Below are 15,086 nucleotides of genomic sequence, written 5' to 3' on the forward strand. Positions count from 1 at the left end.
TCACTCCTGGGCGGGCAGGGGGCGGTAGCGGGCGCCGACGGCGCTCTGCAGGGTCCGCACGACCGTGCCGTGGGACTTGCGGCCCGCCAGCCAGTCGAGGAACCGGCCCAGGAGCTCGGGAGTCGTCGAGTAGAGGCCGCAGTCGTCGCAGACACGGTGGAACACCATCGGGACCAGCCCGCCACCGCCCTTCTCCGCGTTGAGGACCTGCTGCCTCATGTGCCGCAGCAGGGTGTCCTCGCGGATGGAGCCCGGCGTGCGGATGCCGTAGCGGTCCTTCGGGCGGAGGGCCTCTCCGGCCTGGCAGCCGGGGCACCCCCACTCCTTGAGCCCGCCGACCGCTCGGGCCGCGTCGTAACCGCACCGCCGCGCCACCGCCTTGGCGTCGGAGTCGACCGCGCCGAACGGGTAGGCGAGGGTGGTGGGCCGGTATCCCCACGCCACCAGCGCCCTGCGGTCGTCGCAGATCTGACCCTCCTGCTCGCTTCGGGTCAGCTCGGTGAGGCGGACGTGGGTCAGCGTGTGACCGCCGATCTCGTGCCCCTTCTTGGCGATCCCGGCGAGCTCGCGCCGGGTCAGCTTCTCCTCGCCGCCGACGGTCTCGCTGTTGATGTAGAACGTTCCACGCATGCCACGTTTCTCCAGCATGCGGGCCACGGCCGGGTGGGAGGAGTCGCCGTCGTCGAAAGTGAGCGCGACGACCGTTTTGACCTTCTTCGCGGGGCGCGCGGTCGCCGCCTGGGCGGCCGGGCCCAGCGCCGCCACGACGGCCAGCGCCGTGGAGAACGCCACCACCCGATGAAGGACCCTCACGGCGAACTCCCTTTCGCGGAACGGCAAATAGGGCATGAAAGCACCCTATAAGCCGGTAGAGGTCGCCAAATAATCCGTTATCAAATGCCCAGGAACCCGATGCCAAGTCGGCATGGCACGGCCGCCGCGAGACCCGGAGACGTGCCCGCGCCGGATCACCGGAGGACCTGCCGGGCCGGCCCTCTCGGACCGGCCTGGCGGGGCGGCACCGCTAGGGGGTGTCCTCGCCCTCGACGCGCATGACGCTCACCACGTCGCGGACGATGTCCAGCTCGCGCAGGCCCTCGATCGTGGCGGAGAGCGCGGCGTCGCTGGCCCTGTGGGTGACCAGCACCAGCTGGGCGTCCGCGCCGTGGCCCTCCTGCCGGACGGTCTGGATGGAGACGTCCTGCTTGGCGAACATGTCGGCGACCCTGGCGAGCACGCCGGGCTTGTCGGCGACGTCCAGGGAGACGTGGTAGCGCGTGACGGTCTCGCCCATCGGGTGCACGACCAGGTCCGCGTACGTGGACTCCTCAGGGCCCCGGGTGCCGGCCAGCACGTTGCGGCCCACGGCCACGATGTCGCCCAGCACGGCGCTCGCGGTCGGGGCGCCGCCCGCGCCCGCGCCGTAGAACATGAGCTGCCCGGCGGAGCGCGCCTCGACGAACACCGCGTTGTAGGCCTCGCGGACCCCGGCCAGCGGGTGCGTCCTGGGGATCATGGCCGGATGCACCCGCACGCCGAACGACCTGCCGTCGTCGGAGCGGGCGCAGATCGCCAGCAGCTTGATGACGTACCCCATGGCCTTGGCGCTGGCCACGTCCGTCGCGGTGATCTCGGTGATGCCCTCGCGGTGCACGTCGGCGGCCGTCACCCGGCTGTGGAAGGCGATCCCGGCGAGGATCGCGGCCTTGGCCGCGGCGTCGAAGCCCTCCACGTCGGCGGTGGGGTCGGCCTCGGCGTAGCCCAGCGCCTGCGCCTCCTCCAGCGCGTCGGAGAACGAGGCCCCGCTGGAGTCCATCTGGTCGAGGATGTAGTTGGTGGTGCCGTTGACGATGCCGAGCACGCGGTGCACGTGATCTCCGGCGAGCGACTCGCGCAGCGGCCGGATCAGCGGGATCGCGCCCGCGACGGCCGCCTCGAAGTAGAGGTCGGCGTTACCGGCCCTGGCCGCGGCGTGGACGGTCGCGCCGTCCTCGGCGAGCAGCGCCTTGTTGGCCGTGACGACCGACTTCCCGCTGTTCAGCGCGGCCAGGATGAGCGCCCTTGCGGGCTCGATGCCGCCGATCACCTCGACGACGACGTCGATGTCGTCACGGGTGACCAGGGCCTCGGCGTCCGTGGTGAGCAGGGCGGGGTCGATGTCGGCGTCCCGCCTGCGGCCCAGGCGCCGCACGGCGACCCCGGCGAGCTCCAGGGGCGCCCCGATGCGGGCGGCGAGGTCGTCGGCCTGCTCGTGCATGAGCCTGACCACCTGGGAACCGACGACGCCGCATCCCAGAAGTGCGACTTTCAGTGCCATGCGGTCACGCCCCCTTGTCGCTCACACCATGGACGGCTCTCGGCCGCTCCGGGTCGTTTCACAGCTGTCCTCTCAGGAGGTCGTCCTCGGTCTCCCTGCGGACGATCACACGGGACACCCCGTCCTTGACCGCGACCACGGCGGGCTTGGGGAGGTAGTTGTAGTTGTTGGCGAGCGAGCGGCAGTAGGCGCCGGTGCCCGCGACGGCGACCAGGTCGCCGGTGGCCAGGTCCGCGGGGAACCACAGGTCGCGCACGACCATGTCGCCGCTCTCGCAGTGCTTGCCGACCAGGCGCGAGAGCATCGGCCCCGAGGCGCTCTCGCGGGAGGCCAGGCGCGCGGTGTAGTCGGCCCCGTACAGGGCGGTGCGGATGTTGTCGCTCATGCCGCCGTCGACGCTGACGTAGGTGCGCAGGCCCTCGACGTCCTTGATCGTGCCGACCTCGTAGAGCGTCACCCCGGCCAGCCCGGCGATGGCCCTGCCCGGCTCGACGGTGAGCTTGGGCACCGGCAGGTCGGCGGACCTGGCCACCTTGCTGACGATCTCCCGCAGGTTGTCGGCGATCTCCTTGACGTCGGGCGCGGTGTCGCCCGCGACGTACGGGATGCCGTAGCCGCCGCCGAGGTCGAGCTCGGGCAGCACGACGCCGTGCTCGTCCTTGATCTTGACCAGGAGGGTGGCCAGGCGGGCCGCGGCCACCTCGAACCCGGCGGTGTCGGTGATCTGGGAGCCGATGTGGGAGTGCAGGCCGACGAGCTCCAGCTGGGGCAGGGCGAGGATCCGCCTGGCCGCCTCGGCCGCCGCGCCGCTGCTCAGCGAGAAGCCGAACTTCTGGTCGTCGTGCGCGGTCGCGATGAACTCGTGGGTGTGTGCCTCGACGCCCACGGTGACGCGGATCATCACCTTGGGGCGCCTGCCGTGCTTGTCGGCGAGGAAGCCCAGGCGGGCGATCTCCTCGAAGGAGTCGGCCACGATGTGCCCGATCCCGACCTCGACGGCCTTCTCCAGCTCAGCGAGCGACTTGTTGTTGCCGTGCATGGTGATCCGCTCGGGCGGGAACCCGACGCTGAGCGCGACGGCGAGCTCCCCGGCGCTGCAGACGTCGAGGCCGAGGCCCTCCTGCATGATCCAGCGGGCGACCTCGCGGCACAGGAAGGCCTTGCCCGCGTAGTGGACCTCGCCGCCGGAGAAGGCGCTCGCGTAGTCGCGGCAGCGGGAGCGGAAGTCTTCCTCGTCCACCACGTAGAGCGGGGTGCCGTGCTCCGCGACCAGGTCCCTGACATCCGCGCCGCCGATCGTGATCGAGCCGTCGACGCGGCTCGACGTTCGGGGCCAGATGGTCGGGTCGAGCGTGTTCAGGTCTGCGGGTGCGTGCGGAGGGCGCTCCTCGGGCAGCACTTCTGCATGCCGGTCACCGGCGGGGTGGGCGAATCGACTCACCCGATCGAGGCTATCGGACCCGGTGATCCCCCTGAGACGATTGCCCACCCATCGAGACGCGATCCACCCCGAACGCGCGAACTTTTTACGTTATTGACCACTTTGGCGACATATTTTAACGTCGTACCACGACACGATCTCCGAGAGAGACCTGGCCGAACCCGTTCCGGAGGGATCCGGGGCGAACCTAGGAGACCCGCTCGGCGGGAGCGCGCCAGGTGTTGCAGGACCCCACGGTGCCGCCCTCCTGGCCGCGCCGCATCCACTCGGCGCTGCTGGCCCCCGAACCGTGCGACTGCCGGTAGCCCGCCTCCACGCCCTCCTCGGCGCCGGAACCGCGCCCGGCGAGACGGCGCAGGCTCTCCAGCCGGCGCGGCGCGACACTCCGCAGCGTCACCGCGGCCAGGCAGTCCGCCTGTAGTTCGAGCCGCCGCGACCACGCCTCGTCGAAGGCCTCCGAGCCTCTCTGGTCGGCGATCCCGCTGACCTCCTGGACGTGGTGGGCGTACTCGTGCGCGAGCGTGAACATCATCGGGAAGGCCCGCTCGCCGTCGACCAGCACGTTGACGACGCGCGGCTCGGGACAGTAGATCCCGGCCCAGTCGTAGTCGTCGATCCCGCACGCGGCCTCTTCGGGGGCGGCGACCAGCCGCACCTCCCCCGGCGGCTCGTAGTCGATGCCCGCCCGCGCCAGGGTGGCCGCCCACATCCGCTCCAGGCAGCCGGTGAGGGCCCTCAGCGACGCCGTGACGTCGGCGTCGAGGTCCTTGGGAAGGGTGGCGCAGCGGCCGTCGACCGGCCCGGTCTCCTCGTAGAGGCGATGCTTGGCCGCGGCCGAGATGGGCGAGCCCGGAGCGGTTCCGAGGATCTCCCTGAGGTCCCCGCCGAGATAGGCGAGCCCGCCGAGGACGACGGCGAAGGCGAGCAGGACCGGCAGCACCCGCCGGATCATCCCGGACCGGCGCGGCTCGCGCGCCTCCCAGTCACGGGGCCCGGCCATTCACCTCTCCCTTGATCCCTTTGAACTCCTTTGGGAGGGTCTATCACAATCTTTCGGGCGCCGTCTCGCCAAGCGCCGCCAGCGCCTCCGCCAGGACGTCCCGCACGGCCCGCGCCAGGCGCACCCTGGCGGCGTGGAGCCCCGACGGCTCCTCGTCCCCCGAGGGAAGCGCGGCGGCGCCCTCGAACGCGTCGTGGTAGGCCAGGGCCAGCTGCTCGGCGTAGGCGGCCCACCCCGGGTCCCGGCTCACCCGCCTGCCGTGCACCTCGGCCAGCAGCCTGAGCACCGCCCGGTCCCTGCGGTCCTCCAGCAGCTCGGGCCTGAAGTCCCCGCCGACGCCGAGTTCCGCGGCCCAGCGCTGCACGGCGACCGCCCGCACGTGCGCGTACCTGACGACGAACCCGGGGTTGGCCCACGTCCTGGGCAGGTCCTCCCACGGCGAGCGGCCCGTGACGGCGGGAACGGCCCCGCCGATCTCCGTGACCAGCTCGCCGGGCACGGCCACCGCGATCTCCAGGAAGCCGCCCGGCCGCACCCGGACGGCCGCGATCCCCGGCAGCGCGCGGAGCCGGGCGGCCATCTCGGCGGGGTCCTCGCCCCGGCGCAGCGCGGCCGGGGAGACGTAGAGCGCCTCCCCGGCCCACGTCCCCCTGGGGATCGGTGGCAGGCCGAGGACCTCTCCGAGCGCGCCGGGCGTCATCCCGGCAGCCTAACGACCCCGAAACGGCCACCGGTCAGATCAGGGCGTGCGGGTCGGCCGGGCCGTAGTCGATGAGCTGGGCCGACCCGAGCAGCCAGCGGTCGCGGTCACGGAGGCAGACGTAGCCGAAGCGGTCGGCGGAGAAGACCTTGATCCCGTCCGCGCGGCACTGCCGCATCAGCACGTCGGCCCAGTTCTCCGAGACGTCGGCGAAGCCGATGCCCCGCAGGACCGCGCGGCGGGCCAGCAGGGTCGCCCCGGCCACGTCGGGCAGGTAGGAGTACTCCGCCGAGGGCTGGCGCAGCACGGTCGCCGCGACGTCGCGTAGGTGGGCGTAGTGGGCCGCCTTGCCGACGATGTCGGCGTTGGCGAACAGGAAGGCCCGGCTGAGATCGGTCAGATAGTGCTCGCCGTACTGGTCGCGGGCGTCCATGACCGCCACCAGGTCGCCCTGGCACAGGTCGAGGGCGCGGTTGAGCAGGCCGCCCGTGGTCAGGTCGGAGGAGGAACGGCGCACCGTGACGTCCACGCCGTCGGGCATCGCCTCGCGGGCCCGTCCCGCGGCGTCCGGGGCGTCCGACAGCAGCACCAGCTGGACGACGCCCTTCTGCGGCGCGACCTGGGCCAGGGTGTGGCCGAGGTCGCCCCGGTCGATCATGATCACCGAGATGTTCAGGGTGGCCCTGCCGCTGGGCAGGCCGATCGCGTCCAGCAGGTCGTCGACCTTGTTGGTCATCGTGCCCGAGGCGTACGCCTGGCGGAGCGCCAGGTGGGCGCGGCGCGGGTCGGGCTCGGCACCGATGGGGGTGCCGCAGGCGGCCAGCTCGGCCATCCGCCAGGGCTCCGTGCCCGGCGGGCAGTCGACCGCGACGGGCCAGCGGTAGGAGGTGAGCACGTCCGGGTACGACAGGTGGCCGGGAAGCAGCTCCTCCAGCGACAGCACCCGCCCGAACCGGTCCCCGGCCAGCGGCAGCGGGTTGTGCACGCGCGGCTGGATGGCGAAGGGCAGGATTCCCAGCGAGGGCGTCCGGCGCCCCTGCTCGGGCTCCTGGGCCGCCAGCGCGGTGCCCCACGGCCCCACGGCCTTGGGCGTCGCGGTCACGACGTGCTCGAACAGCCTGGCCGCGGCGACGAACTCACCGGGCTCGCCCCCGGTGTGCCAGAAGACCGTGCGGATGCCCCGCTCCGCGCACCAGGCCAGCAGGGAGCGCAGTCCCTGGCCGGGCGCGCGCAGCTCCTCCGCCCACGGCCCCTCGGTCACCGACTCGACCAGCAGCAGGTGCGGGACCTCCGCGGCCAGCACCCGGGCGAAGTCCCTCGGCGTGAAACCGGTGGTCTGGCGCCACTCGTAACGCAGCAGCGCCTCGCCGTGCGGCGCGGCGATCACGGCCGCGGTCAGGTGCGGGCGGGTGTTGGGACCGGTCGGGACGCGGTACGGCTTGAGCCTCACCGACCTGCCGCCGACGGTCCTGACGGAGCTGGTGGCCTGGAAGGACGCGCCGGGGACGGGTGCCTTGTCGCCCGCCTTGCGCGGCACCGGCTGGCGTTTGGGAGCGGTCGGGCGCTTGGCCGGCTTGGCCGCCCCGCGCAGGCCGCGCGCCAGCCGCACCGGATTGCTCTTGCCCGTCTTGATCGCGTCACCCAGCCGCGACCAGCGGGCCACCTGCACCGAGGAGAGCTTCCACCTGGCCACCTCGGCCTGGTAGCGCTGCTCGGCCAGGTCCTTGCGGAGCTTCTCCTCGGCCGCGTTCGCGGCCTCCAGCCGCTCCTCGGTCTCGCTCAGAAGCTCCTTCACCCCGCGCAGCTCCTCGGCCGCACGCTCCGCATCGGCGATCTTGGCCTGTGCCGCGTCAAGCAGGCGGGCCAGCTCGGCGGCCCGCTCCGCGTGCGCCACCGCCTCCCGCAACGCCTGTCGTGTGCTTTCGAGTTGCTCGCCCGCCACGCCGTCCTCCGTTTCGTGAGCCGGGCGAAAGGATACCCTTTGGTCAATCGCGACACAGAGGAGTCAGCACGGTGCAGTGGCCGACGTTCAATGTGAGGCCGTACGTCTGCGGCGGCATCGGGCACCTCGACGAGGCCGTCCTGGAGACGCTGCGGGGAGCCGGGCCGCGGGTCAGACCCGCCGTCCAGACCGGGCGCGCGGCCCTGTTCAGCTCCTCCCCGCTGCCCCCCTACCGGCGGGACGAGCACACCTGGGCCTTCGCCTGGGGAGAGCGCACGCCCGGCGGGGCGGCGCCGTGGATCACGGTGGCGGAGACCTACGAGACGCCCGGCCTGATCGACGACGGCGAGCGGATCACGCTGCACGCCGGAGGCCTCGGCCTCGTGGACGTCTACTACCTGTCCCTCGGCGGGGCGGTCTACTTCTCCTCGCTGCTGGAACCGCTGCTCTCCCTCGCGCGCACGCCGTACGAGATCAACTGGGACGCCTGGGCCTCGATCATCCAGCTGACCTTCCCGTTGCGCGACGACACCCCGTACACGCAGGTGAAGCGGCTGGCGGGGGCGAGCGCGCTGGTCTTCGACCGGGCATCGGACCGGATCGGCGTCGAGCGGATGCTGCCCCGATGGCTGCGCGAGGAGCCCTACGAGGCGGGACGGACCGCCGGGGAGATCCTGGAGATCCTGCACGAGGTCTACAAGGAGTTCGACGGGCGCCCGCTGCTGGTGCCGGTCAGCGGCGGCTACGACTCGCGGCTGCTGTGCTCGGTGGCGGTGGCGCGCGGGGCCGACGTGGAGTCGTGGACGACCAGCCCCGACGACGGCACCGACACCGACATCGTCTTCGCCAAGGCGATCACCCGCGAGCTGGGCGTGCGCCACCGGGTGATCCCCCAGGACGCCGCCGCCTACCCCGACGACGCGCTGGCCGCGGCGCGGCGGCTGGAGTTCCTCACCCCGCACCACGCCTGGTACACCCCGTTCGCCCGCGAGGTGCACCGGGCGGGACGGACGCTGGTCGACGGGCTGGCCGGGGGGCCGCTGCTGAAGAACTTCATGGTCAGCGGGGCCGCGCTGGACGCCTCCACGCAGGCCGAGCGCAAGGCGGCGCTGCTCGGGTCGCTGGCGCTGGGCTCCCCCTCCGTGCCGTTCCTGGCCGAGGAGGCCGAGGCCTGGATCACCGACAGCGTCGGGCACGCCTTCACCCAGTCGACCGCCATGCTCAACGGCCACCGGGCGGAGCTGCCGCTGTCGGTCCTGCACACCAGGACCGCGCGGGGCATCGCCCGGTCCCCGGTCAACCTGGTCGGCCCCGAGGTCTCGTTCGCGGCGCCGTTCATCCACCCCGCCTTCTTCGACGCGGCGCTCTCGGTCGGCGTGCACCGCAAGGACCAGGGGCGCTTCTACCGCGAGATCCTCCACGCGGCCAACCCGCGCGTGGCCGCGCTGCCCTCCACCAACGTGGTCAAGCAGCCGCTCCAGCGGATCCCGCTCCGCTCGGCCGCCGCGCCCGCCAGGGAGTACGGCCACCGGATGCTCACCCGGGTCGCCGGCGCCGTGCCCTCCCTGCTGTCGGAGCAGCTCCACGCCGTGGTCGCCGAGGGCCCCGACGGGCTGGCGCGGTTCAACGGCTGGAACGACCGCTTCTGGGTGCGCGGCCTGGTGCTGTTCGGCGCCTGGATCGGCGACCACGGGGACCACCTCCCCGACCTCACCCCGCCCTGGGCCTGACCTCCCCGGCCCGACTCCGACCTTCCCGCCCCCGCCGGTCCCGTGGCACACGGTCCGGCGGGGGCTTCTCCGTGCCTCCGAAGACCCGGCTCCACCCCTTCGCGAAGGACCGTTTCGCGGCCGCGCCGGGGATCCGCGCGGCGGCCGGATCTTCGGGCATAGGGCGAGGTCACCCCCATGAGGCGTGTCGTGTTTCGCGCAGGAAAACGGTAAGCGACACGGCGATTACGCGGCCCTGCCGCGATGCGCGTGAGAATTCCGTGGGGCGGGAGCGATGTACCACGCCAAGGGTGCTTCGGGGGTGTCAGGTGGCTGGTAGTGTTCGGCCCAGAAAGCGCCACAACGGACGGTCCTGAATCACAAATTCGGTCCGTCCGAGGGCATGGAGCTCGTGGGGATGACGGCTCCCGCCGGCGCGGTCACCAAACATCATCAGCCGGAGCATCCGGTGACTTCGTCCTGCCCTTTATCACCGTGAGCGAGAACACGATGAACCCATCCCCCCTCCCTTCCCCTTCCCAGGAGTCCGTGGCCGAGGATTTCGTCTCGGCGGACCCCCAGTGGTACAAGCGCGCCGTCTTCTACGAGGTGCTGGTCCGCGGGTTCAAGGACTCCAACGGCGACGGCACCGGCGACCTGCGCGGCCTCATCGAGAAGCTGGACTACGTCGAGTGGCTCGGCGTCGACTGCCTGTGGCTGCTCCCGCTGTACGAGTCTCCCCTGCGTGACGGCGGATACGACATCTCCGACTACATGAAGATCCTGCCGGACTTCGGCGATCTCGGAGACTTCGTGGAGCTGATCGAGTCGGCGCACAAGCGGGGGCTGCGCATCATCACCGACCTGGTGATGAACCACACCAGCGACAAGCACCCCTGGTTCCAGGCCTCCCGGCACGACCCCGAGGGCCCGTACGGCGACTTCTACGTCTGGTCCGACAGCCCGACCGGATATCCCGACGCGCCGATCATCTTCGTCGGCGCCGAGGAGTCCAACTGGACCTACGACCCGATCCGCAAGCAGTACTACTGGCACCGCTTCTTCCACCACCAGCCCGACCTGAACTACGAGAACCCCGCGGTCCAGGAGGCCATGCTGGAGGTCCTGCGGTTCTGGCTGGACCTGGGCATCGACGGCTTCAGGCTCGACGCGGTGCCCTACCTCTTCGAGCGCGAGGGCACCGACTGCTCCGGCCTGCCGGAGACCCACGCGTACCTGAAGAAGGTCCGCGCCGAGGTCGACCGCCTCTACCCGGACCGGGTGCTGCTGGCCGAGGCCAACGGCTGGCCCGAGGACGTGGTCGAGTACTTCGGCGACCCCGCGGTCGGCGGCGACGAGTGCCACATGGCCTTCCACTTCCCGCTCATGCCGCGCATCTTCATGGGGGTGCGGCGGGGCAGCCGCGAGCCGATCTCCGAGATCATGTCGCGGACCCCGAAGCTCCCCGACAGCGCCCAGTGGGGCATCTTCCTGCGTAACCACGACGAGCTCACGCTCGAAACGGTCACCGAGGAGGAGCGCGACTACATGCACGCCGAGTACGCCAAGGACCCGCGCATGCGGGCCTACCTCGGCATCCGGCGCCGCCTCGCCCCGCTGCTGGAGAACGACCGCGACCAGATCGAGCTGTTCACCGCGCTGCTGCTGTCGCTGCCCGGCTCCCCGGTCATGTACTACGGCGACGAGATCGGCATGGGCGACAACATCTGGCTGGAGGACCGCGACGCGGTCCGCACCCCGATGCAGTGGAGCCCCGACCGCAACGCGGGTTTCTCCAAGGCCGACCCCGGGCGCCTGTACCTGCCCGTCGTCATGGACCCGATCCACGGCTACCAGGCGATCAACGTGGAGGCGCAGCAGAAGAACCCGGCCTCGCTGCTCCACTTCACCAGGAACATGCTGGCGATCCGCCGCAGCCACCAGGTCTTCGGCACCGGCGTCTACAACGAGCTGTGGTCCAGCAACCAGGCGGTGCTCAGCTTCGTCCGCGAGGACGGCGACGACCTGATGCTGTGCGTCAACAACCTGTCGAAGTACCCGCAGCCGGTCGAGCTCGACCTGCGCCGCTTCGCGGGCATGATCCCGGTCGAGGCCAGGGGCGGGGTGCGGTTCCCCGCCGTGGGCACCCTGCCGTACCTGCTGACCCTGCCCGGTCACGGCTTCTACTGGTTCTCGCTCAAGAACGCCGACACCCCCGGCATCGACGCCTGAGCCTCTCTTGGAGACAGCCCCGGGACGGTGACCGTCCCGGGGCTATCTCGCGGTGACCGGGACCTGGGCGCGGGCCGCGCGCCCGGCCGGGATCAGCGTCACCAGCAGGGCGGTCCCGACCGCGACGAGCACCGCGACGGCGAGCGTCAGGGCCGAGGGCGTACGGCCGATGCCCGCCCCGACACCGCTGGTGTGACCCTGCAGGTCGATCAGCCCGCCGACCAGCGAGGCCCCGGCCGCGGTGCCCGCGACCACGCCCAGCACGATCAGCAGGCCGGTCCCGGTGACCAGGGTGGCCGCCACCTGACGGGGTGTGAGGCCCATGGCCTTGAGCACCGCGAGGTCGAAGGCGTGGTCGCGCAGGCCCAGGGCGCTCGCCGTCAGGAGGTTGGCCAGGCCGAGCAGGGCGAGCACGACGATCAGCGCCACGATCACCACGCGGATGATCGCGAGCCGTTCCGCCGGGTTGACCACCCGGTGCACCTCAAGGGCCTCCCCCGAGGCGATCAGCAGCCGCGCCCTGACCTCCACCGGGTCGGCGCCCGGCCTGAGCACCAGGCTGTAGAACTGCGGCGGCACCGCGTCCTTGGCCGCGAGGCTGTCGATGCCGAAGGAGAGCACCTCGCCGTCCTGATCGGGCTCCACGACCCGGCCCACGAGGTGCACGATCAGCGGGGTGCCTCCGACGGTCAGCCGGACCCGGTCCCCGATCTTCACGCCCAGCAGGTCGAGCAGCCCCTGCCCGGCGACGGCCTCTCCCCTGGCGGCGTACATCCGCCCCTCGACGACCGAGAAGGGGTACGGGTCCGCGGAGGTCCCGGCCGCGCGGGCCAGCACGCTCCTGGTCTGCTCGGGCTCCAGCGCGGGCACCTCGGTGCCGGGGTAGGCGGCCAGCACCTCCGGGTCGGCCCTGGCGAACCGCAGGGCGTCGTCGGCGGTGAGCTTGTCCGGGCGCACGGTGAGCGCCGCCGCCTGGCCGACCTGCTCCGGGTGGCGCAGGAAGTCGTCCAGGGTGGCCCAGCAGCCGAGCCCGATGGTGATCATCATCATCGGGACCGCGACGCCGAAGATGCTCAGGAACGCCGGGACGCGCCGGGTGAAGGCGTCGCGGGTGCCCAGGACCAGGGCCGGCGGCAGCCGTACGAGGAGCGCCAGGCGGGCCAGCCGCGACAGGTGTCCCCTGAGCGGCGCCGCGGGGGCCGCGGGGATGGGAGGGGTGCGTCCGCCCCGCCAGGCGGGCAGGGCCACCGCCACCAGGACCACGGCGGCGGTACCGCCGGCGATGGCGAGCAGCGGGACCGGGGAGAGCGGCAGGATCGGCACCCCGTCCAGGGCGAACGAGGCGACGACCTGCCCGCAGACCAGCCCGATGACGATGCCGAGTAGTCCGAGCGCGCCGTGCTCGACCATGAGCACGCCGAAGACCTGGCCCCGGGTGTAGCCGAGGGACTTGAGGGTGGCGATGTCGCGCGTCTGGCTCAGCACCCGGCCGCCCACCGCGTTGGCGATGGCGAGCGCGGCGGCGACCAGCCCGGTGATTCCGAACAGCGCGAGCAGCAGGCCGAGCAGCCGGTTGTCCAGTTCCATCGACGCGCGGACCTCGCGCCAGGTGGACATCCGCTGGATCTGCTCGTCCAGGAGGGTGACGGCGCCGTGGACGGCGGGCAGCGTGGCCTCGCCGTCGGCCAGGCGCAGCCCGGTGACCGACTCGCTGCGGCCCAGGGCGGGCTCGACCCTGGCCAGGACGGGCGTGAGCGTCCAGGCCAGGCCCGGCGTCCACTCGGGGTAGAAGCCCTGGTCGGCGGTGTCGGCCAGGCCGACCACGACGAGCGGGTGGGTGGCGCCGTTGAGCGCGGTCACCGGGAAGGTCCCGCCCACCCTCAGGCTGAGCGCCCTGGCGAAGGAGCGCTCGACGATCACGCCGTCGGTGTCGCCGGGGCGCAGCGGGCGCCCCTCGCGGATCAGGGGGACGGCGACCCCCTGCGGCGTCGCGGGCATCTCCCGCAGCGCCACCGGCGACTTCTTCCCGTCCAGCGTGAGGGTGACCGGGGCCGACCGGTAGGGTCCGGCGACCTGGACCACTCCGGGGAGCCTCGACAGCTCGGCCGGGTCGGGGGCGTCCTCGGTGTGTATCCACACGTGCGCGCCTTTGGACTCGGCGAACAGCCCTCGCCACGGGTTGGTGCCGTCTTCCAGCAGGGTCGCGGAGGTGATCAGCGCCGTGACGATCCCGGCCACGGCCAGCACCGTCAGCAGCGCCTGCACCCTGCGGGCCCTGAGGTCGGCCCGGATCCACCGGACGGAGGCGCGGACGGTGCTCACCGCGACGCCCCCCGTACGACACGCGAGGCCCGCGGAACCGGGGACCGCACGACACGCGGCGTTGCGGGCCCGGCGGGTCTCCGGGACGCGTGGCGGGGAGCCCCCAGGGGCATGTGGCGGGGAGTCCCCGGGGAGACGGGCGGGGAGGGCGGAAGGCGCACCGTCAGCCTCTCAGCTCGACGACGTCGCCCGCGGTGCCCCTGGGGCGGCGGCGGGCCAGCCCGGCGCCGCCGTCGTCGACGATCTGGCCGTCCAGGAGGGAAACCACCCGGTCGGCCAGGCTGGCCACCCGGGCGTCGTGGGTGACCAGGACGACGGCCTGGCCCTCGCGGTGGACCTCGCCGAGCAGGCGCAGGACGTCGCGGGTGTTGCGGCTGTCGAGGTTGCCGGTGGGCTCGTCCGCGAGCAGCAGGCTCGGCTTGTTGGCCAGCGCGCGGGCCAGCGCGACCCGCTGCTGCTCGCCCCCGGCGAGCTGGAAGGGGGCGGCGTCGGCGCGGGCGGTCAGGCCGAGCTCGCCGAGGAGGTACTCGCGGCGCCGGCGGGCCTCGCTCGTGGAGGCCCCGGCCAGCAGGGCGGGCAGCTCGACGTTGTCGGCCACGGTCATGTTGGCGACGAGGTTGAAGAACTGGAAGACGAAGCCGATCTTCCGGCGGCGGAGCAGCGCCCAGGCGCTCTCGTTGAGCGTGTCGGCCCGCTGCCCGTCGAGCCAGATCTCGCCGCTGGTCCGGGCCTCAAGGCCGCCGATCATGTGGACCAGGGTGGACTTTCCGGAGCCGGACGGCCCCATGACCGCCACGAACTCCCCCGGGCCCACCCGCAGGTCGACTCCCCGCACGGCGGGCACCGGCACCCCGCCGTCCTGGTAGATCTTGACGAGATTGACGGTTTCGACCACGGGTGACGTCAACTCAGGTCCTCCTGGCAGCGTTCGAGCCAGTCGAGGTCGGCCTGGAGGTGCAGCATGGCCCCCTCGACCAGCAGGAGGGCGACGCGATTCTCCGGGTCGGTCCGCTCCGCGAGTTCGTTGAGGTCACGCATGAGCCCGAGGTAGTGACGACGCTGGCGGTTGATCATCGCCATTCTGTCGGCGATGCCGGTCATCGGGGCCAGCACGAGCTTCATGAAGAACTCGTCCCGGACCCTGGGCCCCTCGGTGGGTTCGTCCACCCACGTGTCGAGGATCTCACGGCCGTCGGCCGTCAGATAGTAGACCTTCTTGTTCGGCCGGTTGGACTGCTCGACGTCCACGGCGCGCACCAGGCCGTCCTTCTCCAGGCGTCCGAGCGTGACGTAGATCTGCCCGATGTTCGGCGAAGGGTAAGCGCTGCCGAAGATCTGTTCAAGTGCCTGTTTGAGCTCATAGCCGTGGGCAGGTTCCTTCGCGAGGAGCGCCAGCAGCATCAGCCGCACGCCCCACCTCCTC

11 protein-coding genes are annotated in these 15,086 nt (G+C 72.1%); 2 read left to right on the forward strand and 9 right to left on the reverse strand.

Annotated elements, in window-relative coordinates:
• The 6 genes from ACSDR0_RS11135 to ACSDR0_RS11160 form a co-directional block, all read right to left on the reverse strand.
• Complete coding sequence (locus ACSDR0_RS11135; RefSeq protein ID WP_435288688.1) at window positions 1-813, reverse strand: polysaccharide deacetylase family protein; 813 nt, start codon at window positions 811-813, stop codon at window positions 1-3.
• 211 nt (window positions 814-1,024) lie between these two features.
• A complete protein-coding gene (locus tag ACSDR0_RS11140; RefSeq protein ID WP_435288689.1) occupies window positions 1,025-2,317 on the reverse strand; it encodes a homoserine dehydrogenase in 1,293 nt (430 codons plus the stop codon).
• A 58-nt stretch (window positions 2,318-2,375) separates the two neighbouring features.
• A complete protein-coding gene (gene lysA, locus ACSDR0_RS11145) occupies window positions 2,376-3,758 on the reverse strand; it encodes a diaminopimelate decarboxylase (protein WP_435288690.1) in 1,383 nt (460 codons plus the stop codon).
• 187 nt (window positions 3,759-3,945) lie between these two features.
• Window positions 3,946-4,758 carry a neutral zinc metallopeptidase gene (locus tag ACSDR0_RS11150; protein ID WP_435288691.1) on the reverse strand — a complete coding sequence of 271 codons (813 nt, stop codon included), beginning with the start codon at window positions 4,756-4,758 and terminating at the stop codon, window positions 3,946-3,948.
• A gap of 43 nt (window positions 4,759-4,801) precedes the next feature.
• Window positions 4,802-5,458 carry a DALR anticodon-binding domain-containing protein gene (locus tag ACSDR0_RS11155; protein WP_435288692.1) on the reverse strand — a complete coding sequence of 219 codons (657 nt, stop codon included), beginning with the start codon at window positions 5,456-5,458 and terminating at the stop codon, window positions 4,802-4,804.
• Between the two features lie 34 nt (window positions 5,459-5,492).
• Window positions 5,493-7,400 carry a hypothetical protein gene (locus ACSDR0_RS11160; RefSeq protein ID WP_435288693.1) on the reverse strand — a complete coding sequence of 636 codons (1,908 nt, stop codon included), beginning with the start codon at window positions 7,398-7,400 and terminating at the stop codon, window positions 5,493-5,495.
• Between the two features lie 71 nt (window positions 7,401-7,471).
• On the opposite strand from ACSDR0_RS11160, the gene ACSDR0_RS11165 reads away from it, so the two are divergent.
• Together ACSDR0_RS11165 and treS are read left to right on the forward strand one after the other, a co-directional pair.
• Window positions 7,472-9,130, forward strand: coding sequence for an asparagine synthetase B family protein (locus ACSDR0_RS11165; RefSeq protein WP_435288694.1), 1,659 nt, complete (start codon window positions 7,472-7,474; stop codon window positions 9,128-9,130).
• 489 nt (window positions 9,131-9,619) lie between these two features.
• A complete protein-coding gene (gene treS, locus ACSDR0_RS11170) occupies window positions 9,620-11,341 on the forward strand; it encodes a maltose alpha-D-glucosyltransferase (protein WP_435288695.1) in 1,722 nt (573 codons plus the stop codon).
• A gap of 42 nt (window positions 11,342-11,383) precedes the next feature.
• Here the strand turns inward: treS and ACSDR0_RS11175 are convergent, their stop codons facing one another.
• From ACSDR0_RS11175 to ACSDR0_RS11185, 3 genes are all read right to left on the reverse strand, one after another.
• Entirely contained in the window at window positions 11,384-13,663 is a 2,280-nt protein-coding gene (locus ACSDR0_RS11175; protein WP_435288696.1) for an ABC transporter permease, read from the reverse strand.
• Between the two features lie 163 nt (window positions 13,664-13,826).
• Window positions 13,827-14,570 carry an ABC transporter ATP-binding protein gene (locus tag ACSDR0_RS11180; RefSeq protein WP_435288697.1) on the reverse strand — a complete coding sequence of 248 codons (744 nt, stop codon included), beginning with the start codon at window positions 14,568-14,570 and terminating at the stop codon, window positions 13,827-13,829.
• A complete protein-coding gene (locus tag ACSDR0_RS11185) occupies window positions 14,567-15,064 on the reverse strand; it encodes a PadR family transcriptional regulator (protein WP_435288784.1) in 498 nt (165 codons plus the stop codon). The genes ACSDR0_RS11180 and ACSDR0_RS11185 overlap by 4 nt, the downstream gene beginning before the upstream one ends.
• Window positions 15,065-15,086 lie beyond the last annotated feature (22 nt).

This window comes from Streptosporangium sp. G11, assembly GCF_051192615.1.
GTDB lineage: Bacteria > Actinomycetota > Actinomycetes > Streptosporangiales > Streptosporangiaceae > Streptosporangium.